General features: G+C 41.3%; 28 protein-coding genes. 19 read left to right on the forward strand and 9 right to left on the reverse strand.

What is annotated here, in order from left to right:
- The first annotated feature begins 1 nt into the window (after nucleotide 1).
- Nucleotides 2-1,258, forward strand: coding sequence for a phosphoribosylamine--glycine ligase (gene purD, locus SB775_RS09410; protein ID WP_410861434.1), 1,257 nt, complete (start codon nucleotides 2-4; stop codon nucleotides 1,256-1,258).
- 67 nt (nucleotides 1,259-1,325) lie between these two features.
- Here purD and SB775_RS09415 read toward each other — a convergent pair whose 3' ends face one another.
- The gene (locus tag SB775_RS09415) at nucleotides 1,326-1,592 is read right to left on the reverse strand and encodes a YgaP-like transmembrane domain (protein WP_061461276.1); all 267 of its coding nucleotides are present in this window, start codon (nucleotides 1,590-1,592) and stop codon (nucleotides 1,326-1,328) included.
- A 145-nt stretch (nucleotides 1,593-1,737) separates the two neighbouring features.
- On the opposite strand from SB775_RS09415, the gene SB775_RS09420 reads away from it, so the two are divergent.
- From SB775_RS09420 to SB775_RS09495, 16 genes are all read left to right on the forward strand, one after another.
- Nucleotides 1,738-3,483, forward strand: coding sequence for an adenine deaminase C-terminal domain-containing protein (locus SB775_RS09420; RefSeq protein ID WP_089362518.1), 1,746 nt, complete (start codon nucleotides 1,738-1,740; stop codon nucleotides 3,481-3,483).
- 43 nt (nucleotides 3,484-3,526) lie between these two features.
- Complete coding sequence (locus tag SB775_RS09425; protein ID WP_089362519.1) at nucleotides 3,527-4,564, forward strand: DUF3048 domain-containing protein; 1,038 nt, start codon at nucleotides 3,527-3,529, stop codon at nucleotides 4,562-4,564.
- A 25-nt stretch (nucleotides 4,565-4,589) separates the two neighbouring features.
- Entirely contained in the window at nucleotides 4,590-4,904 is a 315-nt protein-coding gene (locus SB775_RS09430; protein WP_061461279.1) for a YerC/YecD family TrpR-related protein, read from the forward strand.
- Between the two features lie 232 nt (nucleotides 4,905-5,136).
- Nucleotides 5,137-5,832, forward strand: coding sequence for a heptaprenylglyceryl phosphate synthase (gene pcrB, locus SB775_RS09435; protein WP_061461280.1), 696 nt, complete (start codon nucleotides 5,137-5,139; stop codon nucleotides 5,830-5,832).
- A gap of 55 nt (nucleotides 5,833-5,887) precedes the next feature.
- Entirely contained in the window at nucleotides 5,888-8,134 is a 2,247-nt protein-coding gene (pcrA, locus tag SB775_RS09440; RefSeq protein ID WP_061461281.1) for a DNA helicase PcrA, read from the forward strand.
- Nucleotides 8,135-8,238: 104 nt separating this feature from the next.
- Nucleotides 8,239-10,245: an NAD-dependent DNA ligase LigA gene (ligA, locus tag SB775_RS09445; RefSeq protein ID WP_410861435.1), complete on the forward strand. Its 2,007-nt coding sequence runs from the start codon at nucleotides 8,239-8,241 to the stop codon at nucleotides 10,243-10,245.
- Nucleotides 10,246-10,256: 11 nt separating this feature from the next.
- On the forward strand, nucleotides 10,257-11,426 hold the full coding sequence (locus tag SB775_RS09450; RefSeq protein WP_061461283.1) for a CamS family sex pheromone protein: 1,170 nt from the start codon (nucleotides 10,257-10,259) through the stop codon (nucleotides 11,424-11,426).
- 389 nt (nucleotides 11,427-11,815) lie between these two features.
- Entirely contained in the window at nucleotides 11,816-12,106 is a 291-nt protein-coding gene (gene gatC, locus SB775_RS09455; RefSeq protein WP_061461284.1) for an Asp-tRNA(Asn)/Glu-tRNA(Gln) amidotransferase subunit GatC, read from the forward strand.
- Nucleotides 12,107-12,118: 12 nt separating this feature from the next.
- Nucleotides 12,119-13,579, forward strand: coding sequence for an Asp-tRNA(Asn)/Glu-tRNA(Gln) amidotransferase subunit GatA (gene gatA / locus SB775_RS09460; protein ID WP_061461285.1), 1,461 nt, complete (start codon nucleotides 12,119-12,121; stop codon nucleotides 13,577-13,579).
- Nucleotides 13,580-13,591: 12 nt separating this feature from the next.
- Nucleotides 13,592-15,019: an Asp-tRNA(Asn)/Glu-tRNA(Gln) amidotransferase subunit GatB gene (gene gatB / locus SB775_RS09465; RefSeq protein ID WP_410861436.1), complete on the forward strand. Its 1,428-nt coding sequence runs from the start codon at nucleotides 13,592-13,594 to the stop codon at nucleotides 15,017-15,019.
- Between the two features lie 198 nt (nucleotides 15,020-15,217).
- Entirely contained in the window at nucleotides 15,218-15,511 is a 294-nt protein-coding gene (locus SB775_RS09470) for a hypothetical protein (RefSeq protein WP_410861437.1), read from the forward strand.
- Entirely contained in the window at nucleotides 15,508-15,852 is a 345-nt protein-coding gene (locus SB775_RS09475; protein ID WP_410861438.1) for a hypothetical protein, read from the forward strand. Before SB775_RS09470 ends, SB775_RS09475 begins: the two co-directional genes overlap by 4 nt.
- 178 nt (nucleotides 15,853-16,030) lie before the next feature.
- Nucleotides 16,031-16,942, forward strand: a complete 912-nt coding sequence (locus SB775_RS09480; RefSeq protein WP_061461288.1) for a diacylglycerol kinase — start codon at nucleotides 16,031-16,033, stop codon at nucleotides 16,940-16,942.
- Nucleotides 16,943-17,006: 64 nt separating this feature from the next.
- Complete coding sequence (locus SB775_RS09485; RefSeq protein WP_061461289.1) at nucleotides 17,007-17,582, forward strand: GNAT family N-acetyltransferase; 576 nt, start codon at nucleotides 17,007-17,009, stop codon at nucleotides 17,580-17,582.
- A gap of 453 nt (nucleotides 17,583-18,035) precedes the next feature.
- A complete protein-coding gene (rlmD, locus tag SB775_RS09490; RefSeq protein WP_410861439.1) occupies nucleotides 18,036-19,406 on the forward strand; it encodes a 23S rRNA (uracil(1939)-C(5))-methyltransferase RlmD in 1,371 nt (456 codons plus the stop codon).
- 66 nt (nucleotides 19,407-19,472) lie between these two features.
- Nucleotides 19,473-20,114, forward strand: a complete 642-nt coding sequence (locus SB775_RS09495) for a YitT family protein (RefSeq protein ID WP_410861440.1) — start codon at nucleotides 19,473-19,475, stop codon at nucleotides 20,112-20,114.
- On the opposite strand, the gene SB775_RS09500 is transcribed toward SB775_RS09495, so the two are convergent.
- The 7 genes from SB775_RS09500 to SB775_RS09530 form a co-directional block, all read right to left on the reverse strand.
- Nucleotides 20,115-20,975: a DUF421 domain-containing protein gene (locus tag SB775_RS09500; protein WP_089362527.1), complete on the reverse strand. Its 861-nt coding sequence runs from the start codon at nucleotides 20,973-20,975 to the stop codon at nucleotides 20,115-20,117.
- 30 nt (nucleotides 20,976-21,005) lie between these two features.
- Nucleotides 21,006-21,212 carry a DUF1657 domain-containing protein gene (locus tag SB775_RS09505; protein ID WP_061461292.1) on the reverse strand — a complete coding sequence of 69 codons (207 nt, stop codon included), beginning with the start codon at nucleotides 21,210-21,212 and terminating at the stop codon, nucleotides 21,006-21,008.
- Nucleotides 21,213-21,224: 12 nt separating this feature from the next.
- A complete protein-coding gene (gene spoVAE / locus SB775_RS09510) occupies nucleotides 21,225-21,575 on the reverse strand; it encodes a stage V sporulation protein AE (protein ID WP_061461293.1) in 351 nt (116 codons plus the stop codon).
- Entirely contained in the window at nucleotides 21,572-22,591 is a 1,020-nt protein-coding gene (spoVAD, locus tag SB775_RS09515; RefSeq protein ID WP_061461294.1) for a stage V sporulation protein AD, read from the reverse strand. Before spoVAD ends, spoVAE begins: the two co-directional genes overlap by 4 nt.
- Nucleotides 22,591-23,070, reverse strand: a complete 480-nt coding sequence (gene spoVAC, locus SB775_RS09520; protein ID WP_410861441.1) for a stage V sporulation protein AC — start codon at nucleotides 23,068-23,070, stop codon at nucleotides 22,591-22,593. The genes spoVAD and spoVAC overlap by 1 nt, the downstream gene beginning before the upstream one ends.
- 23 nt (nucleotides 23,071-23,093) lie before the next feature.
- Nucleotides 23,094-23,567 (reverse strand): YhcN/YlaJ family sporulation lipoprotein, encoded by a 474-nt coding sequence (locus SB775_RS09525; protein ID WP_286140821.1) that lies wholly within the window; start codon nucleotides 23,565-23,567, stop codon nucleotides 23,094-23,096.
- 74 nt (nucleotides 23,568-23,641) lie between these two features.
- Nucleotides 23,642-23,845, reverse strand: a complete 204-nt coding sequence (locus tag SB775_RS09530; protein WP_053344237.1) for a DUF1657 domain-containing protein — start codon at nucleotides 23,843-23,845, stop codon at nucleotides 23,642-23,644.
- A gap of 133 nt (nucleotides 23,846-23,978) precedes the next feature.
- On the opposite strand from SB775_RS09530, the gene SB775_RS09535 reads away from it, so the two are divergent.
- Together SB775_RS09535 and SB775_RS09540 are read left to right on the forward strand one after the other, a co-directional pair.
- Entirely contained in the window at nucleotides 23,979-24,212 is a 234-nt protein-coding gene (locus tag SB775_RS09535; RefSeq protein ID WP_410861491.1) for a hypothetical protein, read from the forward strand.
- A 73-nt stretch (nucleotides 24,213-24,285) separates the two neighbouring features.
- Nucleotides 24,286-24,513 (forward strand): group-specific protein, encoded by a 228-nt coding sequence (locus SB775_RS09540; protein WP_089362529.1) that lies wholly within the window; start codon nucleotides 24,286-24,288, stop codon nucleotides 24,511-24,513.
- A gap of 861 nt (nucleotides 24,514-25,374) precedes the next feature.
- On the opposite strand, the gene SB775_RS09545 is transcribed toward SB775_RS09540, so the two are convergent.
- Entirely contained in the window at nucleotides 25,375-25,812 is a 438-nt protein-coding gene (locus tag SB775_RS09545) for a hypothetical protein (protein WP_089362530.1), read from the reverse strand.
- Between the last annotated feature and the right edge of the window lie 33 nt (nucleotides 25,813-25,845).

Below are 25,845 nucleotides of genomic sequence, written 5' to 3' on the forward strand. Positions count from 1 at the left end.
AATGAATGTACTAGTAATTGGCCGGGGCGGCAGGGAGCATGCCATAGCCCGCAAATTATTTGAAAGTAAACGGGTTGGGACAGTTTTTGCAGCACCTGGAAATCCAGGTATGACAGATGTAGCGACTCTTGTTCCAATTGAAGAAAACAATCATGAGGAATTGGTTGCCTTCGCAAAGAAGAATGCAATTTCATTAACGGTGATTGGGCCCGAAACGCCATTGTTGAATGGACTTGCAGACGACTTTACAGATGCAGGCTTAAAGGTATTTGGCCCTAATGGCCGTGCTGCAGTCATTGAGGGAAGTAAATCCTTTGCTAAAGATTTAATGAAGAACTACAGCATTCCGACAGCGGAATATGAAACATTTTCTGATTATGATTCAGCAAAGGCATATATCGAAAAAATGGGGGCACCCATTGTCATAAAAGCGGATGGCTTGGCTGCAGGAAAAGGTGTCGTTGTTGCAATGACGATGGAAGAGGCGTTAGACGCCATCCATGATATGCTAGTTGGGGCAAAGTTCGGCGAAGCTTCTGCCAAAGTCGTTATTGAGGAATTTCTCGATGGCGAGGAATTCTCATTGATGGCATTCGTGAATGGGGAAAAAGTGTATCCGATGGTCATTGCTCAAGATCACAAGCGAGTTTTTGATGGAGATCAGGGTCCGAACACAGGTGGAATGGGTGCATACTCACCAGTGCCGCAAATTTCCGATGAAATGATTCAGACTGCAGTCGAAACAATTCTTCAGCCTACAGTAAATGCGATGATTTCGGAAAAACGCCGTTTTACAGGTATATTATATGCCGGGTTGATTGCTACTGAAAAGGGCACAAAAGTCATTGAGTTCAATGCACGTTTTGGCGATCCGGAAACGCAAGTTGTTTTACCACGCCTAAAAACCGATTTCGTAGATACGCTTGAAGCGGTTCTTTCTGGGGAGGATTTACAACTTGAATGGCATGAAGAAGCTGTTCTTGGAGTGGTCGTGGCAGCTGATGGATATCCAGGGGATTATAAGAAGGGTTCAATCATTAAAGGCTTGGAAAAGATTGATCCGAATGCCCATGTTTATCATGCTGGAACGGCTAAAAATGATGAGGGGAATTTCATCTCAAACGGCGGACGTGTACTTCTGGTTGCTGCAAAAGGGAATGATTTGGCCTCAGCCCAAGCTGAAGTATATAAAGAGTTGGGGCATATTGAGAAAGACGGTTTATTCTGGCGAACGGATATTGGATACCGTGCAATTTAATGCGATTTTTCATTATAATACAAAGAAGCTGACTCTACACGGAGTCAGCTTCTTCTTTAGAAAAAACTTAATATGAATCTGATGAATTAGACTCTCTATCCTGTTTTGGTTCATTTTTCATTAAGGTTTGTCCATTTTCCATTGCATCCGTGAGGGGGCAATAGCGGAGAATGCCTTCGCCTATTTTCATTGCAGAAAGCATGACCACAATAATATAAGATTGGTTTTTCCAAGGTTTCTTTACCATTCTAGCCATTGCCCATGTTAGAAAGGTAAAACCACACGTAATTCGCATTAAGGCATTTATTATACTGATATTTTGTTTAAACTTCATATTTTGTCCATCCCTTCACAAAAATTTAACAATATTCTGGATAACGATACTGTTCTAATGAGGTAAGTATGTTACTATGAAATAAAATTGGATTGAAAATGGTTTTTTCATACATCTGTTTCTAAAAAATTATGGGGGAATGTTTATGCTTGAACAGCGCTATAGATGGAAAAATAAACATCTAAGAGAACATATAGATGTGCTGGATGGCAATAGGGCACCACACATTCTGCTTAAAAATACGACTTATTTAAATCAGGCTTTACGAAAATGGGTGAAAGCGAATATATGGATATATGATGATCGCATCATATATGTCGGCGATAAGCTTCCGGATAATATAGACCGCTGTGAAATGGTTGACTGCACAAACCAGTATTTAGTCCCGGGTTATATTGAGCCGCATTCACATCCTTCTCAATTATATAATCCCCTTTCTTTTTCACGTTATGCATCTCATTTTGGGACAACGACATTGATCAATGATAACTTGCCGTTTCTATTGCAGTTGGATAAAAAGAAAGCGTTTTCTCTTTTGAAAGAATTACGCAATATTCCTGTAACGATGTATTGGTGGAGCCGTTTTGACGGACAGACTGAATTGATCGATGAGGATACGGTATTTTCCCATGGGGCAGTTAAATCCTGGCTGGAGCATGATGCCGTATTACAGGGCGGGGAGCTAACAGGATGGCCGAAGCTTCTCGATGGGGATGACATGATGCTGCACTGGATTCAGGAAGCCAAGCGGATGAGGAAGAAAATAGAAGGACACTTTCCAGGTGCTTCAGAGAAGACATTAGCAAAAATGACCCTGTTCGGCGCCGATTGTGATCATGAGGCAATGACAGGCGATGAAGTCATGGCGCGCTTGCTGCAAGGATATTATGTATCACTAAGACATTCTTCGATCCGGCCTGATCTTCCAAAGATGATAAAGGAAATTCATGAACTGGGCATCGATCATTATGACAAATTCTTTTATACGACAGATGGTTCGCCGCCGTCTTTTTATGAGGGTGGTCTCATAGACTGCTTGATCAAAATAGCGATAGAGCATGGCGTTCCGGTCATCGATGCTTACAATATGGCAACTATCAACATTGCACGATATTATAATATTGAATACCTTCATGGCAATATTGCCACTGGAAGGGTAGCGAACATTAACTTCCTGACCGATGTAAAGGAACCCGCACCGGTTTCAGTAATGGCAAAAGGGAAATGGGTGAAAAGGGATGGTGAAATCATTCCTGATTTACAGGAAATCGAATGGAGTGATTTTGATTTTAAACCACTTGATCTTGATTGGGATCTTAGTTTAAAGGAAGATTTTGAATTTTCCATGCCATTTGGGATTGAATTGGTCAATAATGTAATTACGAAACCGTACTCCCTTTCCAATGATGTAGGGTATGAAGAGCTGAACTTCGAGGATGATGAATGCTTTTTCATGCTTATTGATCGGGAAGGGAAATGGCGCATCAATACAATATTAAAAGGGTTTGCGGATAAATTGTGTGGCTTTGCTGGCTCTTATACCAATACCGGTGATATCATACTAATCGGTAAAAGGAAAAAGGATATGCATTTGGCATTTAACCGGCTGAAGGAAATTGGCGGTGGAATCATTTTAACGGAACATGGAAAGGTGATCCATGAACTTCCTCTTAAACTAATGGGAGTCATGTCCACCAAAGAGGTTCCTGAATTGATAAAAGAAGAAAATGAATTGAAACATTTGCTGCGTGAGAGGGGATATCGCTTCGATGATCCTGTTTACACCCTTTCATTCTTTTCGACAACCCATCTGCCATATATAAGGCTAACCCAGCGAGGAGTATATGATGTTATGAATAAAACTATACTCTTTCCCACTATAATGCGTTAAAATATAAGAGAAGAAATGGCTAATAATTCAGAGGAGTGGAAAGATGAATTTAAAGAGAGTTCTTTTCATCGTTATTGCTATTTTACTGCTGGCAGGCTGTTCGGCGAAAGAGGATCCTGCATCGGATGACAGTAAGCCAAAAGATCCGGCTGTCATCAAAAATAGAGATGTGAAAAATGAATCTTCCAATGAGTTTCCACTAACAGGTATATCCACCGATGAAGGCAGTGAGCAAAGGGCTGTAGCAGTGATGATTAATAATCATCCGAAGGCACGCCCGCAATCGGGCCTCTCAGAAGCCGATATGGTCTACGAAATGCTCGCAGAAGGTGACATAACCAGATTTTTAGCTATCTTCCAAAGTGAAACGCCAAGCCGAATCGGTCCGATTCGGAGTGCAAGGGACTATTATATCGAATTGGCAAAAGGCCTGGATTGCATCTATGTGTGTCATGGGAATAGCCCCGAGGCAAAAACCATGCTGGACAAAGGGTATATTGATAACTTGAACGGATTATATTATGATGGTACTTTGTTTCATCGTTCGGCAGATAGAAAAGCACCGCATAATTCCTACATTTCTTTTGAGGATATCCAAAAGGGCGTGAAGGAAAAGGGATATGAGATGAATGGTGCACCGGAACCTTATACTTTCCTTTCAAAAGAAGAGGCGGCTGGCCTTCAAGGGGAACAGGCATTGAAAACCGAGATATCCTACGGATCAGACGAGTATGATGTAAAGTATGAATACGACGCCACGGAAGAGAAATATAAACGTTATTCGAATGGTGAGCAAACAGTCGAATATAAATCGAATAAACCTATTTTACTGGATAATATATTGATCATTGAGGCCACTCATCAAGTGATCGACGATAAAGGTCGCCGTAAAATCGACTTGAAAAGTGGTGGAAAAGGTTATTTACTTCAAAAAGGAACAGCGAATGAAGTAGAATGGGTTAATAAGGATGGTCGGATTATACCAGTGAAAAACGATAACGAAGTAGGATTGATTCCAGGGAAAACTTGGATCAATATTATTCCGAATGAACCTGGTTTAGTAGGAGACGTCTCATTTTGATACCCATGAATTGAGGGGGAGTAACATGCAAATTGATAAGTTAAGAGGAAAAGAAACGGATCAGCTGTTTAAGTCGATCCTTTCCTTGCGTGATTTGGACGAATGTTATCGATTTTTTGATGATTTATGTACAGTTAATGAAATTTCATCATTAGCACAGCGTCTTGAAGTAGCCCGGATGCTTGAAGAAGGTAAAACCTATCATAAAATCGAAACGGAAACAGGTGCAAGCACGGCTACGATTTCCAGGGTCAAACGCTGCTTGAATTACGGAAATGACGCTTATTCAATGGCTCTTAACCGTATTAAAGAAAACGTTGAGGAAACAACTGAATCTTAATGCATTCGATTTTTTATATGGTGAATCAGAAAAAGCCGAGGAATTCATTTCCCGGCTTTTTATTTTGAGTTTTGCCTTTCTTTTGTCAGCTGTCTTTCTGCCGTATCCGTGTTATATTGGTTTTTAGATTCAGAGGTTTCCATTTGGTAAACATTTTATCGATACTTCTCTTTTTTAATGAAAAATCTTAATGCTATAATGGTGTAATGGGAAGTGTGAATGGAGGATTATTATGTACGATTTTCGCGAGTGGAAACATGTTTTCAAACTCGATCCAAATAAAGAAATAAGTGATGAGGCTCTTGAAAAAGTCTGTGAATCCGGTACGGATGCAATCATGGTCGGGGGAACGGATGGAATCACGCTTGAGAATGTGCTTCATTTAATGGCACGGGTCAGACGATATACCGTCCCATGTGTAATGGAGATTTCTTCTGTTGAAACGGTGACGCCAGGGTTTGATTTATATTTCATTCCAAGTGTCCTGAATAGCACCAACCCGGATTGGATGATGAAACTGCATCAGCAAGCAGTCAAAGAATACGGATACCTTTTGAATTGGGATGAAATTTTCGTTGAAGGGTACTGTATTCTGAATGCCGAGTGTAAGGCTGCTCAATTGACGAAAGCCAATACCCAACTGGATATGGATGATGTGGGAGCATACGCGATGATGGCAGAAAAGATGTTCAACCTGCCGATTTTTTATCTGGAATACAGCGGTGATTATGGCGATATCCAGATGGTGGAAGCAGCCAAAGAGAGCTTGGAGAATACCGTACTTTTCTATGGCGGTGGGATAAAATCAGTTGAACAGGCCAAAGAAATGTCTAAGTTTGCGGATGTCATCGTTGTTGGCAATGTGATTTATGAAGATTTGAAAGCGGCACTTGCAACAGTTACGGCAGTTAATGAAAACATGAAATAAATATAGTATACTAAAACATAAAACAGAAACGAACGTTCGTATAGGTGGTGTGATAATGCAATATTTAGCGGAAAAATTACTAATAGGTTTGAATGAACAGCAACAAAAAGCAGTAAAGTCAACTGATGGCCCACTTTTAATCATGGCTGGGGCAGGAAGTGGAAAGACGCGTGTGCTGACTCACCGAATAGCTTACTTGATGGTCGAGAAGGAAATAGCACCTTGGAATATCCTTGCAATCACGTTCACTAACAAAGCTGCACGTGAAATGAAGGAGAGGATCCGTGCCATACTTGGCGGTGCGTCAGAGGATATCTGGATTTCGACCTTCCACTCGATGTGTGTCCGCATTTTACGAAGAGATATCGATCGTATCGGTTTTAATAGGAACTTTTCGATATTGGATACGACGGATCAGCAATCGGTCATTAAGCAAATCATGAAAGATCGTAATATGGATACAAAGAAATATGATTACCGGGCGATTTTGGGTAGCATCAGTTCAGCGAAAAATGAATTGGTCGGGCCGGAAGAGTACCTGAAGACAGCGTCGGATTACTTTACTAAGGTAACTGCCGATGTATATACGGAATACCAAAAACGGTTGAGGAAAAATTCAGCGCTCGATTTCGATGATTTGATCATGATGACGATTCAATTGTTTCAACTGGTACCGGAAGTACTTGAATACTATCAGCGCAAGTTTCAATACATTCATGTTGATGAGTACCAAGATACGAACAGGGCTCAATATATGCTTGTTAAACTACTTGCTTCACGTTTCCGTAATCTCTGCGTTGTCGGGGATTCTGATCAATCGATTTATCGCTGGCGCGGTGCGGATATTGCGAACATCCTTTCATTTGAAAAAGATTATCCGAATGCCAACATGATTTTCCTTGAACAGAATTACCGCTCGACGAAAAAGATTCTTGCAGCGGCGAATAAGGTCATCGATAACAATCAAAACCGGAAGCCGAAAAATCTTTGGACTGAGAATGCAGATGGTAATAAGCTATTCTATTACCGTGCAGACAATGAACAAGGGGAAGCGCAATTTGTAGCCGGAAAGATAAATGAGTTAGTTCGGGACGGCAGTAGGAAGTATTCCGATATAGCAATCCTTTACAGAACAAATGCACAATCACGTGTCATGGAGGAAGTTCTGCTTAAATCCAATATAAACTATGCTATAGTCGGGGGCACTAAGTTCTATGACCGTAAAGAGATTAAGGACTTGCTTGCCTATCTTCGCCTTATTGCGAATCCTGACGATGACATCAGTCTCCGCCGTGTAATCAATGTACCAAAACGCGGAATTGGTGCAACTTCAATGGACAAAGTGGCAGATTATGCAGATCAGTATGATGTTTCCATTTATAAAGCACTTGAATCTGTGGAAATGGTAGGGATTAGCGGGAAGGCTACCAAAGCGGCTAGGGAATTCCATACGCTGATCACTAACTATACAAATCAGCAGGAGTACTTATCCGTAACGGAACTGGTGGAGGAAGTCATTAAGAAAACCGGTTATCGTGAGATGCTGCAGGCAGAAAAAACGATTGAATCGCAAAGCCGGCTTGAAAATATAGATGAGTTTTTATCTGTTACGAAAGCATTCGAAAGTAACAGCGAGGACAAATCATTGGTTGGCTTTTTAACTGACCTGGCGTTGGTTGCCGATATAGACCAACTTGATGAGAACTCCGAAGAAGTTACTAATACTGTAACGTTGATGACCCTGCATTCAGCGAAGGGACTTGAATATCCGGTGGTCTTTTTATTGGGCCTTGAAGAAGGGGTTTTCCCTCACAGCCGCTCGCTCATGGATGAAGAGGAGATGGAAGAAGAACGCCGTCTGGCCTATGTGGGAATTACAAGGGCTGAAAATGAGCTATTCATAAGCAATGCCCAAATGCGGACATTGTATGGACGGACCAGTATGAATCCAGTTTCACGTTTCATCAGTGAAATACCAGAGGAACTCCTTGAAGATCTTAAACCGAAACCGGCTCCTAGAGCTAGGCAAACACCTTTCAGTTCTTCGAGAACTGGATCTCCTTCAACAGCTTCCACAAGAAAAGTTCCTGCCTTTGGTAGAGCCGTTTCTGCGCCATCCGCAACCGGTGGTGAAGAGATCGGCTGGGCTGTCGGTGACCGTGCATCCCACAAAAAGTGGGGTATAGGAACCGTGGTGAGCGTAAAAGGGGAAGGCGAAGGGAAGGAACTGGATATCGCATTCCCAAGTCCAATCGGTATCAAACGCCTACTGGCTAAATTTGCACCAGTTGAAAAAGCTTAAGCTATTAATATGAATCTTACTGGTAAAGAATAGGGATATCTGACTTTAGACACCGCTCTTCTATAAGAAGTGCGGTGGAGTCTTCTTTAGAAAGGATTGAACGTATGGACTTACAAGCTGCAGAGAAAAAAGTTCTAGAACTGCAAACGTTATTGAACCAATACAGCTACGAATATTATGTGATGGACCAGCCATCAGTACCTGATGCTGAATATGATCGGATACTCCGTGAGCTTATCGAGTATGAGGAGAAATTCCCGGAACTGCAAACGCCTGATTCTCCGACACAACGGGTCGGTGGCGCCATTTTGGATATGTTTGAAAAAGTGGAGCATACCACACCGATGCTTAGTTTAAGCAATGCATTCAATGAAAGTGACTTACGGGATTTCGACAGAAAGGTCAGACAATCTGTAGGTGACGATTTTACTTATGTATGTGAATTGAAAATTGATGGACTTGCCGTCACTCTTCAATATGAGAATGGATATTTCGTAAGAGGGGCAACACGTGGAGATGGAACGATCGGTGAAGATATTACAGCAAACCTGAAAACGATCAAGTCGATTCCATTGAAGATGCGTGAGCCGATTGCCATAGAAGTACGCGGTGAGGCATTCATGCCAAAAAAATCATTTGAATCTTTAAATAAGGCTAAGGAAGAACGTGGTGAGGAACCATTTGCAAACCCACGGAATGCAGCTGCTGGCTCGTTAAGGCAGCTTGACCCAAAACTTGCTGCGAAACGGAACCTGGATATTTTCCTTTATGCGATTGCCGATTTAGGAGAAACAGGGGTCCAATCCCACAGTGAAGGTCTGGATTTGTTGGATCGATTGGGGTTTAAGACGAATCGGGAAAGAAAAACATGCTTGAATATAGAGGAAGTACTAGCCTATATAGTAGAATGGACAGAACAACGTCCAAACTTAGCCTATGATATTGATGGAATTGTCGTAAAGGTGGATTCCCTTGAACAGCAGGATGAATTAGGTTTTACTGCAAAAAGTCCGCGTTGGGCCATCGCTTATAAATTCCCAGCTGAAGAAGTCATTACAACCCTGCGGGATATCGAGCTGAATGTTGGACGTACGGGTGTATTAACCCCAACAGCTGTGTTGGATCCCGTTCGGGTAGCGGGTACGACTGTGCAGCGGGCATCCCTTCATAACGAAGACTTAATCCGTGAAAAGGACATTAGAATCGGAGATCAAGTGGTCGTGAAAAAAGCGGGCGATATCATTCCAGAGGTGGTCAATGTACTGGCAGAACGCCGTACAGGGGAAGAGGCCGAGTTTCAGATGCCGACTGAGTGCCCGGAATGCGGCAGTGAACTTGTTCGGCTGGATGGTGAGGTTGCTTTACGTTGCATCAACCCGAAGTGTCCTGCACAAATACGGGAAGGCTTGATTCACTTTGTATCCCGGACAGCTATGAACATAGACAGTCTTGGTGAAAAAGTGATTAGCTTGTTGTTTAAAGAGGAACTCATACAAGATGTGGCTGATATTTATAAGCTTACATATGATCAACTCATTGCATTGGAACGGATGGGGGATAAATCCGTCAATAAACTCCTTCAAGCAATCGAAGCTTCGAAAAGCAATTCGTTGGAAAAATTACTATTCGGGTTAGGCATTCGCCATGTTGGTTCGAAAGCGGCCAAGACACTTGCACGGGAGTTCGTGACGATGGAAGCCTTAAGCAAGGCGAGTCGTGAAGAATTAACATCCATTAATGAAATAGGGGATAAGATGGCCGATTCCATCGTAGCTTATTTTGAATTGGAAGAGGTCCATGCGCTATTGAACGAGTTGGAAGCAGCCTGTGTGAATCTTACTTTTAAAGGGCCAAGAGCTGTTCCTATTGAAGATATCGATTCCGCTTTTGCAGGTAAAACAGTCGTTTTAACGGGTAAATTGCATCAGCTAACACGTAATGAAGCAAAAGAAAAATTAGAGGCGCTAGGAGCTAACGTTGCTGGAAGTGTCAGCAAGAAAACCGATTTGGTCGTAGCTGGCGAAGATGCCGGTTCCAAACTGGAAAAAGCGGAAAGCCTAGGCATCATGGTATGGGATGAAGAGAGACTGATTGAGGAACTAAAAAAATAAGAGGTGTAGATATGAAGAAACACTCTATTTTGGGGATGATTCTTATACTGCTTCTTGCTGGATGTGCGCCTAGTTTTGAGGATAAGCAAGAGGTAGTTCAAGACTCCAAAGACAAAAAAGAGACGGCAATTATTCCGAAGTATAAAATTTCGGATGAATATTATCAAACGATCCTACCTTTTGAACCATCAAAAGCACGCGGTTTGGTCGTATCTAATTTAAATACCCGATATGATATTGAAGAATTCGAAAATGGATTGATGCGGTTGGCCCAAACCCAATTCGACCCGGAAGATTACCTGTTTCAAGAGGGGCAAATGCTTGATAGTGCAAAGATATCTTCCTGGCTGAACAGAAAATATACCAAAAGTCAGTTGAAAGAAAAGGGTATGGATGCCTCAAAGAACGTTGGCTTGAATCCGGTTGACCCAGGTAAAGGTGACATTGATAAGCGAAATGAAGAAAATCCAATCTATCTTGCTCATATTCTAGAACATAATTACTTAGTCAAAACAAAAGATAATTCAGTGAGTCTAGGCGGGGTTGTAATAGGTCTTGCGCTGAATTCAGTGCATTACTATCAAAAAGAGGCATACGGTGCCACCTATGAACAGAAAATCGATAGTAAAAAGCTAAAGCAAGAAGGGGAGAAAATTGCTGCAGAAGTCTTAAAAAGGCTTCGTAAAATGGACAAGCTGAAAAATGTCCCGATTACGATTGCCTTATTCGAGCAAAAGGAAAAGTCTTCAGTAGTCCCTGGGAATTTCATTGCCTATACCAATATTGATAAGAACTCTGACAATATTGGAAAATGGACAAACTTGGACGAAAAGTATTTCCTATTTCCTTCTGCTAGTGCAGAAAAAAAATATCGTGATGACGTCAAGACTTTCACGAACTTTAAAGAAGATGTCGAAGAATATTTCCCTAACTTTAACGGAGTCATCGGAAGGGCGTTCTATATGGATGATCAATTACAAAGTCTGAACATCGATATCCCTATTCAATTTTATGGGAACTCGGAAGCGATTGGTTTTACCCAATATGTTGCTGGGCTTGTAATGGAACGTTTCCCTAAATATATTGCCGTACAAGTATCCATTACCTCCGTAAATGGACCTGAAGCGCTCATTGTCCGTGAAGCAAATCAGGACGAACCAACCGTGCATATATATGAATGAAAAAAGATGAAGCTTAACGGCTTCATCTTTTTTTGCGGCAATCTCTGAAATCCACTCTTTCATTTAATTCCGGGAGGCGAATTTCAAAATAACCTTTAGCAAGGAACATAATAATAGTAAGTAAACCCTTCCATTTTAGGAAGCGAATACTTGGAAAAAGGAGAGCATTTGTCGAATTTTAAAGGTCTTCTTGTCATTTCCCCGGAAATTCCGGCAACTTTCCCATATTTCCCGGAAAATATCGCTTTTTCCTTGTGAAATAATTGAATTTCGACATTGTATCTCTTGTTGCTTTACTGTGTAATAGTTTGATATGATTTAAACGATGATTTTATGGAGAAAAGCGACGAATTTCAGTCGATTTGGATATTTTTTCGGAGGTGAAGAGAATGTCACGTATTTCTATGGAACAAGTTAAACACGTTGCCCATTTGGCTCGTTTGGCAATTACGGAAGAGGAAGCACAACAGTTTCAACATCAGCTTGACCAAATGATTTCATTTGCGGAGCAGTTGAATGAGCTTGATACGGATCAAGTAGACCCGACTTCTCACGTTTTGGATATGAAAAATGTAATGCGCGAAGATATTGCAAAACCAGGATTGCCAGTAGAAGAAGTAGTTAAAAATGCACCGGATAGCAAAGAAGGATATATCCGTGTACCATCTATAATTGAATAAGGAGGGACAATGATGTCGTTGTTCGAACAAAAGGTTTCTGAGCTTCATGAACGCTTACATAAGAAAGAGATCAGTGTCACTGATCTTGTTAACGAATCGTATGAGCGAATTGGACAGGTAGAGGACAAGGTAAAGGCATTTTTGACACTTGATGAAGAAAACGCCCGCAAGCAAGCAAGACGATTGGATGAACAATTGGTAAAAGGTGAGAATAAAGGCGCTTTGTTTGGTCTGCCAATCGGAGTGAAAGATAATATTGTCACTAAAAATTTACGGACGACTTGCGCGAGTAAAATCTTGGAGAACTTTGATCCGATTTATGATGCAACCGCCGTTCAAAAGTTGCAGCAGGCAGAAACGGTTACGATCGGGAAATTGAATATGGATGAATTTGCAATGGGTTCTTCTAATGAGAACTCCGCATTTCAGGCGACACGCAATCCCTGGAATACAGATTATGTACCAGGCGGTTCTTCGGGTGGTTCAGCTGCCTCTGTCGCTTCCGGTGAAGTCCTATTCTCTTTAGGTTCCGATACGGGTGGATCAATCCGCCAACCAGCGGCATATTGTGGAGTTGTCGGCTTAAAACCTACATATGGACGGGTTTCCCGATTCGGACTTGTAGCTTTTGCGTCTTCTCTTGACCAAATTGGACCGGTTACAAGAACGGTCGAAGATAACGCCTATTTGCTTGAAGCGATTTCAGGTGTAGATCCAATGGATTCGACCTCTGCTAATATTGACGTACCGAATTTTGTTAATTCATTAACAGGCGATGTAAGAGGATTAAAAATAGCGGTACCTAAAGAATATCTTGGTGAAGGCGTTGGCGAAGAAGCACGTAATTCCGTACTTGAAGCATTAAAGGTATTAGAAGGACTTGGGGCTGAATGGGAAGAGGTTTCCTTGCCACATTCCAAATATGCTTTAGCTGCATATTATCTGCTTTCTTCATCGGAAGCTTCAGCTAACCTTTCACGTTTTGATGGAGTGCGTTTCGGCCATCGTACAGATAATGCAGAAACTCTTATAGAAATGTATAAGCAAACTCGTGCAGAAGGATTCGGTGACGAAGTGAAACGCCGTATCATGCTTGGAACTTTCTCCTTAAGTTCCGGATATTATGATGCATATTATAAAAAGGCTCAAAAAGTACGTACTTTAATCAAAAAAGACTTTGAAGATGTCTTTGAAAAATATGATGTCATCGTTGGGCCGACGACACCTACGCCTGCATTTAAAATTGGTGAAAAAGTCGACGATCCATTAACGATGTATGCGAATGATATCCTAACGATTCCAGTCAATCTTGCTGGCGTACCGGGTATATCCGTGCCATGTGGATTCGCAGCGAATGGGCTTCCGCTTGGACTGCAAATGATTGGAAAGCATTTTGATGAAAGTACGATTTACCGCGCGGCTCACGCATTTGAGCAAGCAACAGATTTTCATAAACAATTTCCTAAGCTGTAAGGGGTGAAAAAAATGGACTTTGAAACGGTAATTGGTCTAGAAGTACACGTAGAATTAAAAACGGATTCTAAAATTTTCTCAGCGAGCCCGAATCATTTTGGTGCCGCTCCAAATAGTAACACGACTGTAATTGACCTAGGCTACCCAGGCGTATTGCCTGTCGTCAATAAAAAGGCTGTTGATTTTGCAATGAAGGCTGCAATTGCTCTGAATTGCAAAGTGGCGGAAATTACGAAATTCGACCGAAAAAACTATTTTTACCCGGACAATCCTAAAGCATACCAAATTTCACAGTTCGATCAACCGATCGGTGAGCATGGTTGGATTGAAATTGAAGTCAATGGCAAGAAAAAGAAAATCGGTATTACCCGCATTCATATGGAAGAGGATGCTGGAAAGCTGACACATAAAGGGAACTATTCACTTTGTGATTATAACCGCCAAGGTACCCCTCTTGTTGAAATCGTATCCGAACCGGATATCACTTCCCCTGAAGAAGCATATGCTTATTTGGAAAAGTTGAAATCCATCATTCAATACACAGGCGTTTCCGATTGTAAAATGGAAGAAGGCTCACTTCGCTGTGATGCTAATATTTCCTTGAAACCTGTCGGGCAAAAAGAATTCGGAACGAAAACTGAATTGAAAAACTTGAACTCATTCAACTTCGTTCGCAAAGGATTGGAGCATGAAGAGATCCGACAAGCGGAAATCTTGAATGAAGGCGGGATAATCGAACAGGAAACCCGCCGGTTTGACGATGCTACAGGCAGAACGGTACTAATGCGAATTAAGGAAGGTTCCGATGATTACCGTTACTTCCCGGAGCCAGACTTATTGACAATCCATATCGATGAAGAATGGAAAGCACGCATTGCTGCTGAGATTCCAGAACTTCCGGATGCCCGGAAAAAACGTTATGTCGAGGAATTTGGCTTACCGGAATATGATGCCGCCGTTTTAACGGTAACGAAAGAAAGTGCTGATTTCTTTGAAGCGACAGTCGCTTCAGGAGCGGATGCAAAACTAGCATCAAATTGGATCATGGGTGAGGTTTCTGCTTTCTTGAATGCAGAAGGAAAAGAGCTGCATGATGTCAAATTGACTGCTGAATCGTTGGCAGGAATGATTAAGCTGATTGAAGATGGGACAATTTCTTCTAAAATCGCTAAAAAAGTTTTCAAAGAATTGATTGAAAACGGTGGGGACGCTGAAACGATCGTCAAGGAGAAGGGACTAGTCCAAATTTCCGATGAAGGCGCGTTGCGTACGGCTGTTGAAGAAGCGTTGAATAATAACCCGCAATCAATTGAAGATTTTAAAGCCGGGAAACAAAAAGCAATCGGCTTCCTTGTCGGGCAAATTATGAAAGCGACAAAAGGACAGGCTAATCCACAGCTTGTTAATAAAATTTTGGTTGAAGAAATCAATAAACGTTAATATTGGCCGTATCACTTTTAAGGTGGTACGGTTTTCTTATGATTAAGGAAAGCAAAAATGAGAAAAATAATCGGAATTTCAAGCGGGAAAAAAAATTTTGATTTTTTCGGAGTTATCTGTAGGGGTAACTCCTTTTTGTGTCGTCTATTACATGGATGCTTAGCAGGAAAGGAGGAAGAGAAGTGACGGATGAGTTAGTTGAGAAGGTCAGGGCTGGGAAAAACGGTCAATTTGCCTGGTTTCAATGAAAAGGCCGGGAAAGACATAGAGAGAGTTGTCCTGGATACTGGCTCATACCCATTAATGACTGAAAGTGGTGCGGATGAGGAAGTTTCCATTTTTGGAACTTATGATGAGCGGGTAATGGAAGATGGTGATTCTTTGTTGAAGAAGGCGGAAGACTATTTAATGATTGAGAGAAATGGTGATACGCTTTATATAAGCTTCAAGGATTTGCCGAAAAAAATGGATTTTTGGACAATGGTACAATGAATCTTAAGGCCACTCTTATAATTCCTGCTGACTTAGCAGCAGAGATAGACGGACAAAGTACCGATCTTGTGGTGAAGCCTAGAAGGCTTTTGAATGATTGGAATGTGAAGGATAGCGGGAATCTTAGCGTATGCCTACAGGGCAATAGTGATATCAAGATAGATGCTAGAGGGGTTGCGGAACTAGAAGGACCTGAGGATATCTGGAAGGTGACGGAAGTGAATGAAGAAGAAACAGGTGAAGAAGGCATTGTAAAAAAGAATGGGATATTCAATACTGGAAAAGGGAAGCATACTTTGACGGTCACCGATACATTTAACGTAAATGTTCAATATCAATGAAATCATTTACTAGAATAAAATTGTAAAAAGCATTATAATTTCCCTGATAAGATTTCTAGTAAGTGGATATAAAGATATGGACCGAAAAGCGGTCCTCTTTTTTTTCGAATATTGCTTTTCATGTAATGAAGGATTAAGATGTAAATTATGGAATCAATATGTATAAGGATGATGGGAAATGAAGAGAGCAAGGTTGATTTACAACCCGACTTCGGGCCGGGAAGCCATTAAGAAGAGCCTGCCAGGTGTGCTAGCAAAACTTGAAGAAGCTGGTTATGAAGCTTCTGCCCATGCGACTACCGGTGCTGGGGATGCGACGAAAGCGGCTAAAATTGCGATTGAACGAGGCTATGATATTGTCATTGCAGCAGGAGGCGACGGAACGATTTATGAGGTTGTTAATGGACTGGCCACTGCAGAGAAACGTCCGAAACTAGGAATCATTCCGACGGGAACGACAAATGATTTCGCGCGGGCACTGCATTTACCGAAGTCAATCGAAGGGGCAGCCGAAATTATTGCCGGAGGGCATACGATGCCGATCGATATTGGTAAAATGAACGATAGGTACTTCATCAATATTGCTGGTGGGGGCCGATTGACTGAATTGACTTACGACGTGCCGATCAAGCTGAAAACCATGCTTGGGCAGCTAGCGTACTATATTAAAGGAATTGAAATGCTTCCTTCAATTAAACCGACGGAAGTCTCTATTGAATATGATGGAAAGCTTTTTGAAGGAGAGATCATGCTTTTCTTGGTGGCTAACACGAATTCGGTCGGCGGCTTCGAGAAACTGGCTCCTGACGCCTCTCTGAATGATGGTATGTTCACGTTGCTCATTTTAAAAAAGGCCAACCTCGCTGATATTGTGCGTGTCGCAACATTGGCAATGCGCGGTGAACATATCCATGATAAAAACGTCATTTATGAAAAAGCCAATCGAATTAAAGTACAGGCCAAAAAGGACATGATGCTTAATTTGGATGGGGAGTTTGGCGGGATGGCCCCAGCTGAATTCGTAAATCAGTACCGCCATTTTGATGTATTCATTCCACAAGGAATACTGCCGGACGATCCGGCAAAATAGGGTGAAAAGGCCACTGAATCTGGTGGCCTTTTCAACTTTAATTAAGCAAGGAGAATGTGAGAACATGTATATCAGGAAAGCGACACCGGAAGATGCGGACAAGGCAGCAATATTGACCCGGTTAGCGATTAAAGAAATTGCAGAGGTATTGACAGGTGAAACGGAAGAAGAAAGAATACTTTACGTTCTTGCCGATTTGTTCAGGAAAAGCGGAAATCGGATCAGCTATGAAAATACGTTCGTAAGTGAACATGATGGACAAGTATCGGGATTGATCATTGCCTACCATGGCAAGGATGCCGAAAGCTTGGATGAACCGATAGTGAAACGATTAAGGACGAAAATGAAAGATCCAAGCGTTACGCTTGATAAGGAAGCAGAAATGAAAGACTTTTATTTGGATACATTATGCGTTGACCCGAATTTTCAAGGAAAAGGGATTGGTAGTGCACTGATTCAATATGTTGAGGGGTACGCTAAACAGAAGGGGTATCCAAGGGTTTCTTTGGTTGTTGAAAATGAAAATGAAGGGGCGAATCGTCTCTATAGCAGATTAGGATATAAAGAAATGAAAACCATTACGATTAGCGACCATGAATTTGGCTATATGGTAAAAGAAATAGAAGAACCTCCTGTTTAACAGGGGGTCCTTTTTCGGTGTTTTTTGAACTTGGCGCTTGTTGGAACTACATTTGCTGGCCATTCATGGCGGCCCAATCGGCGTAAACTCCGGTACCATTACAGCCGGGACAGTCGTGTATATCGGAAAAATGATATTCCGTCGGTACGAAGGAGCTGTATCCTCGTCCGTAACAATCCGGACAGAAGCCTTTTTCCTCCATGCTTGCTCGATGTTTTTCTAGCCTTGTAGCGTTCCAGGCTGATATAGAGTTAAATAAACTCATTTCCTCACCTCGTTTATTTTTCCTTATTTTTCTTTTTTAGTTGAACTTTTATACATGGAACTATGAAAAATCGTAATTCCTTCCCCTATATTTTTATGAAAACTAAGGTAAATTGGTGAGTGGTTTTGTGGCAAGGGCTCGATTGTGGTAAAATACAGGCTAGCATAAAAAAGAAAAGAGAAGATGATATGAAAAAAACAGCACCTGTTGCTAAAAACGATATTATAGAGGTTTTATTTGAAGATTTAACACACGAAGGAGCTGGAGTGGCTAAAGTCGATGGCTATCCTATCTTTGTTCAGAACGCCCTTCCTGGTGAAAAGGCAAAAATTAAAGTGATGAAGGCTAATAAAGGTTATGGCTTCGGACGCTTGATGGAGATTATAGAAAATAGTCCATACCGGGTTGAGGTCACTACTGAAGACTTCCATAAATACGGTGGATGTCAGCTGCAACATATGAGCTATGAAGGACAGTTGGAATTCAAGGAAAAGCAAGTACGTGATGTGATGACACGCATCGGGAAACTTGAGGATGTGAAGGTTCACCCAATCATCGGGATGGAGAATCCAACTCATTATCGAAATAAAGCTCAAGTGCCTGTTGGTGAAAAGGATGGCAGGCTAATAGCTGGATTCTTCAAACCGCGGACACATGAAATTGTTGAAACGAAAGAAAGCATTATCCAAAATCAAGCGATCAGTGAAGCCGTTCAAGTTGTTAAAGAGATTTTCAGTAAACTTGGTATCCCTGCTTATAATGAGGAGGCACATAAAGGTGTGTTGCGGCACATAATGGCCCGTTATGGCAAGCAAACAGGGGAATTGATGATTGTTCTTGTTACAAGAACAAATAGTATCCCTTTCATCGAAACTATCGTAAAGGAAATCGTTGAACGTCTTCCACAAGTGAAATCCATCGTTCAAAACGTGAATTCCAAGAAAACGAATGTTATCTTAGGCGATAAAATGACTTTATTGTGGGGCGACGAAGTGATCCATGATATGATCGGTGATGTTAAATTTGCGATTTCAGCAAAATCATTTTACCAAATCAATCCAGATCAAACGAAAGTCCTTTATGATAAAGCCCTTGACTATGCAGGGCTAACGGGTGAAGAGACGGTGATAGATGCCTATTGCGGCATAGGAACCATTTCTTTATTCTTAGCTAAAAAAGCGAAAAAAGTAATCGGTGTCGAAGTAGTGGAAGAAGCGATAGAAGACGCACGCCGCAACGCTGAATTGAATGAAATCTCAAATGCTGAATTCATTGTTGGCGATGCAGGCAACGTTATTGCTGAATGGTATCAAAAGGGCAACACTGCTGATGTCATCGTAGTGGATCCTCCTCGCAAAGGTTGCGAAGAATCCCTTCTAAATACGATCATCGAGATGAAACCGAATAAAGTCGTATACGTGTCATGCAACCCAGGCACTCTGGCTCGTGATCTTCATATCTTGGAAGAAGGCGGATATAAAGCAATCGATATCCAACCTGTTGATATGTTCCCAATGACGACACATGTTGAAAATGTAGTGTTATTAGAGTTGAAATAATGAGAAAGAGTCCGGTCACTCATGACCGGGCTCTTTTTTTAAGTGAAGGATATGGATTTTTTTTACATGTATATTCTTGATTCACTAACTTGGACATATATTAGGATTATCAAAAGGGCGGCAGGTGATTTTATTAATTTTCAAAAAGCGGTGGCTGTAAGTGTTGGAAGCTTTATGATGGGTATTGGAATCAATGGTTTTTTAGTTCCTCATCATTTAATAGATGGCGGAGTTATTGGAATTGCACTCATCCTTCATTATTTCTTTGGTTTTCAAACGGGGCTATCGATGCTGATCCTTAGCATTCCCCTATTTTTATATGCCTGGCATTATGAACGGCCCTTTTTCTACAGCAGCATTCACGGATTATTATTGACATCCCTTTTTATGGATTGGCTCAATCCATTGAAAAAGGTCTTTTCCATTTCGATACTAGCTAGCTCTTTGATTGGCGGTGCCATCATCGGGGTGGCCATAGGGCTCATGCTTCGATATGAGACTAGCAGCGGAGGAACGGATATGTTAGCCAAAATCATTTCCAAATCTACCTCTATAGACATTGCTTTGGCCATTATCCTCATAGATACATTAATCATTTCCGCCGCCGCCTTCACCTTAGGTATAGAAATTTTCCTTTTTTCATGTGTGACGATCTTCACCATTGGGCTAATCACTTCTCTTATGGAAGTGAGGAAATCAATACAGTAATCAGTTTCTTAAAATATGGGCTACGTCATCTATTGCCTTTTGCAGTTTTTCGCTATTTTTGTTATACATCTCTTTAGCTTCGTTTGATTCAGTTCCAAGGGCAAATAATTCTAAGTCTGCTTGGCATTTTTTCAAGGTTGCGAGCATTAAAGGTTTTTCCTGAGGAGATGGCACTTTAATTTTATCATCAAAAAGGTCCACGTTTAATTCTCCATTAGAGTTTGCTTGTCCAAGAAAGACATTCTCGATGGTTACGCCTAACTTATCCAGTTCAGTTTTCAGCCAATTTCGGTTTAGACCAATCGTGGATAAGGGTTCGTCTAGAATTTGACCATCCATTATAACAGTCTGAGCCTCCTTGACTGCAGCAACTGTCATTTTTAAATCTTTTGCTGTTAGAGGTTGGTCTTCTTTCTTTAACAGTACGGAAAAATCACCGTTAGCCTCTAATAAGGCAAACTCGACTGTTGATATATCAAAGACATCCTTACTTCGGAGTAACCACAATAATTCATCGGTTGTATACTTTTCCTTTTTTAAATTGTCCTCCATGACTTTTCCATCTTTAATAAAAATTGTTGCTTTCCCTTCGACTAAATCACGAACAATTTTGCTTTTCATGGAAAGTAATCCTGCAATGAAAGGAGCAAATGCAAAAACGAGAATGGAAAGAACACCGTGAACAATATTTCCTTCAACCTTTGTGGCTAACTCTGCGCCAACGTTCCCGATGGTTATGCCAGTGACGTACTCAAAAAAGGAAAGCTGAGATATTTGTTTTTTACCTAACCATTTTGTGATTAAAAAAAGAACAATTAAGAAAAATAGTGACCGTAAAACGATTTCTAACCATTCAGGCATTACTTAGCACCCCCTGCAATTCATAGGTATTTAAAACCCCTTATATTGTGGTTCTTCCCGTTCTAACTCACCCACTCGCTTTTGTACATCCTTCAGTATTTCATTCACCACCAGCATCGTTTCATGCAAGGTGCGTTTAGATTCATCATCTTGAGTCCGGAGTGCTAGGCTGGATAAGCCTGCCTCAACTCCTTTTAGGCTAGAGACACATTGTTTTACATCAGAAGCTATCGTCATGGAGCATCCTCCTTATCCTTTAGGTCTAAAAATAATGGCCCCGATCATACCAAAAATGATGGCAGCTGATATCCCGGCACTGGTTACTTCGAACATGCCAGATACAACACCGATCAAGCCATGCTTTTCCGCTTCGGCTAACGCTCCGTGTACAAGGGAATTTCCAAAACTGGTAATGGGCACCGTCGCTCCTGCACCCGCAAAATCAATGAAAGGTTCATATAATCCAAAACCATCCAAAAGCGCTCCCGTAACAACAAAAGTACATAAAGTATGGGCAGGCGTTAGTTTAAATACATCAAACATTATCTGCCCGATTACACAAATGGAGCCCCCGACTACAAAAGCCCAAAAGTAAATCATAATTGTGGTTCACCGCCATATTCAATTGATACGGCATGGGCAATGCATGGAATCGTCTCACTTTGTTGAAAGGAAAGGGGAGATAACAAGGCACCGGTAGCCACGACGAGCATTCGTTTTATTTCACCCTTTTTCATGCGATTTAATAAATGACCATACACAACGGTTGCGGAACATCCAGGTCCGCTCGCTCCAGATAGGACCGGTTGATCATTCTTGTATATCATTAAACCGCAATCTTTATATTGATTTTCCTCAATGGGAGTTCCATGTTTTTTAAATAATTCCAATGAAACTTCATGTCCAATTTTTCCTAAATCCCCGGTCACTATTAAATCATAATAAGATGGGGAGAGGTTCCGTTCTCTTAAATGGGCTTCAATCGTATCCACAGCGGCCGGGGCCATGGCACCTCCCATATTGAAAGGATCAGTCAATCCCATGTCGATGACACGGCCTATCGTAGCTGAAGTGACTCTTGGGCCTTCCCCGGCACTGCTTAATAAAGCCACACCTGCCCCTGTAACGGTCCATTGGGCTGTTGGAGGTTTTTGCCCACCGTATTCAGTTGGGTAGCGAAATTGCTTTTCAACTGCTGTGTTATGACTTGATGCGCCTGTCAATAAGTAATCTGCCCCTTTGGTATTGACAAGGTATGCTCCGAGAGCCAGTCCTTCCATAGAGGTTGAGCAAGCTCCAAATAAGCCGAGATAAGGTGTTCCCAATGTTCGACAGGCAAAACTCGTAGGGGTTATTTGATTGATAAGGTCGCCTCCGAGGAAAAATTGGATTTGTTCCTTTTGAAGACCCGCCTTTTCGATTGCTTTTGTACTCGCTTCTTCTATGAGGACTTTGTGAGCCTTTTCATAGGAATCTTGATTTAGCCATAAATCGGAATGAAGTAGATCGAAATCATCAGCAAGCAAACCGTTTGCTTCAAATGGACCACCAACGGTTCCGGTTGAGATGATGACAGGCTTTTGATCAAACACCCATGTGCGATGTCCCGTAAGCATTATAAACCACCCCATTGTATGAGTATTGTTTTTATCATTGCTACGATAAAAGCGGAAAATACACCGAATAAGATAACGGATCCAGCTAATTTGAACATATTGCCGCCGACTCCTAAAACGAAACCTTCCGTTCGGTGTTCAATCGCTGCCGATATAACGGCATTCCCGAATCCCGTAAGCGGCACAGCAGCACCAGCACCGCCAAATTGGGCGATTCTGTCATACACCCCAAATCCGGTGAGAAGCATGGCGACGAAAATTAATGTGCCTGCAGTTGGGTTTCCAGCTGTCTGGTCCGTGAAGTCAAAGTAATGGATATAAAAGTTCGAAATGACCTGTCCGATCAGGCAAATTATACCGCCAGTCATAAATGCTTTTACGCAATTCAGCAGGATTGGCCTTTTGGTTTCCAGTTGGTTTTGAAGTTGCTGATATTCCTGTTGGACAGGTGTCAGTTTTTTCTTTTTATTATTTGACATCTTCGTATCACTTCTTTCAATTGTTACGTTTTTTCATTCAATAAGGCTTTTATCCTTTTGAAATCCCTATTTAAGGAGTCCATTTTAGTATGGTCTTTCTCAAGTTCCTGCTCCAGCTGCTCCAGTTCTATAAACATTTTTTGATCTGTCGAGACCAGGACTTTATAATCAGGAAACATGTCTTCCAGTTCTGTTTGCGATTTTTTTTCAATCTTTTTTAAGCGTAGTCGATCGAAGTTTTCCACTTTAATGGCCACTAGCAGTTCCTTATTGGAATTCACGGCTTTTACATCCGCGACTTCGTCCTGATTCATTAGCTTATTTTTAGCTTGATTGGCCGCCGTTTGGTCAATTGGCTTGTTGGTATGTACTTTGGATATATTCAAGCCCCGCTCCTTATTACTATCTGTTTGACTGGAATTTGCCGAACATCCTGTCATAAGCAAAACGATTAATATGAAAAAAAAAGGAATGAAACAGTTTAGCTTGTATGGCAAGGTATCGTCTCCTTATAGATGGATTAAAGATATAAAAAGGTTGGTTGCCTCAACCAACCTTTTTATATGATTTCTTATTGCTTATATTGTGGTTCTTCTTGCTCAATCTGATCAATACGGGGAGAAACGCTGTCAACAATCGATTGTGTTTGTTGAGCAGCTTGTTGATAAAGTTGTTTTGCTTGCTCGTTGTCTGTTGAAAGGGCAAAGGTCTCGAAGCTTGCTTGAGCACTTTTTAGCCCGGCTAAAGTCGTCTTAACATCACTAATTACTGTCATGGTGTTACCTCCTTGGTTTTTCACTGCCTTTTTAGAGTAAGGAAAAAATGATTAAATATACCTTCCAAATTTCTCAAGGTTTTTTTAATACCTTCTTTTCATTAATCAAACGTTTGATTAATGAAAAGAAGGCATATGGGGTACGATAGCGATAGGGTTTTTCTCCACTGAAAATGGATTGTTTACAGGAGGGAGATGGCATTTGCTCGGAGTTCAATCATTTGGATTAGTGGTGCTGTGCATATGGGGCTTTTCATTGACATGGTTTCATTTTAAAGTTGTAAATGTTTGGGTGCCTATAAGATCAACTGTTGAAGAAGAAGAAACATGCCTTACCGGAGTTCATCAAGGTTGGATGACTACTTAAGCAGGACGAAGAATTGACAAGGTAAGGTCTATAATTATATTAATGGTAGAATCAAGTAAGAGGTGAATTTTAAATGGGAGCATGTAATCTTAACCATTCGCAGCAAGATGTCAGGCAGAAATTTGAGAGTCAAAAGGCATTTTTACCAACCGCATTGAGTCAAGCAATAGATTGTTATCTGGAAAAAGGGAATTCACAGGAAACATTGAATGAACTTTTTCATCTATTGAAGAAGTATGACTTGTCTACCCAGGAGGAACAGGAATCAAGAAACGAAAAATTGAAACAGGTCATGTTGTAATCGAGAAAGAACGGGAGCGTAAGGGATGGCTCACGTTCTTTTTTTGTTTTTTCATTATGGAATAAATTTTTTAACTTTTGGAGGACTCACATTATTTAAGGGATTTTTGTGATACTATCGCATGAACTATTGTTGGGGGGCCCTGCTTAGATAACATTGAAGGATTTGAGGGTAGGAAAGCAGCCGCAGGGATGTGGCTGACTCCTATTTTTTTTATTGGGAGCATCAATTTAAATATGGCGATCATCAATTGAAGATTCTTGGAAACAAGGCTCGTCGTTGACAGCTTACAGATAGTCCACATTTGAATGGGATCTTGACAACGCTGGAGGTCGACCAAAAAGAGGCTGAAAAGGGCTTATCAGGCGGTATGAAACGGAAACCTAATATCGCGTTAGGTACGTGCCCCTGATATCCTTTTGATGGACGGACCAACCGAGGGCATCGATCTTCAATCCAAACTCGAAATTAATCAATATGTAAAAATACTGGCAAGGCAAGGAAAAACAATTGTGTATATTTCACATGATATGAGTGAAATCGTAAAGCTCTGTGAACGATGGTGTTCTTCAAAATGGTGTGTTTAAATTCAGGGTACATTTAAGGGAGCAGCTGAAATTTTTTTGGTAAAATGGATATTATAACATCCATAGGCAGAATTTGTTATAAGGTCTGTTAGGGAGACCAAGAATGGTTTTAAGGAGTGATTAATCAGTTAAAGTACGCCAGACAAGGGTTTGGTGGTCCTTTAAAATTTAATCAATCGTTTGATTAAATTCATTTATTGGAATTACTGATTATCAAACCCTTCCGATAAAAGATACAAAAAGCAGGGCCCATAATGAGCTCCTGCTTTTTGTATTAAAAGCCATCCTCTGTTGCGGTGAAGGGGATGTTTAGGTTTCTTTCGACGGCACGAAGTCTTTGATTTAGTCGGTTCAGCCTATTCGAATGGCGTTGATCAGTTTGACTTAGCCTGGTTATTTCCTGGTTAACACGGTTCAATTCTCGATTTATCCGTGTGATTTCTTGGTTCTGCCGAGTGAGTTCCCTCGTTTGACGCTCATTTTGACGCTCAAGTTCCCGGACTCTTCGTTCAAGTTGTTGAGGCTCCCTTTCAAAATCGAACTGTTCGGGCACGTGGCTATATGAATTTTCTTGAATCTGCTGAAGGTTCCAATCTTGCTGTGGTGCATATTCAAATCTTTCTGGCTGTTGGAAATAGGGGTTAAAATTAGACTGATAGTACTGTTGATTTCCATTTTGTTGTGGATAAGGATAAAATCCGTATGAATTCATAGTCAACTCTCCTTTTTAAAATCAGGATGGATA

It is taken from the genome of Peribacillus sp. SIMBA_075 (assembly GCF_046534585.1).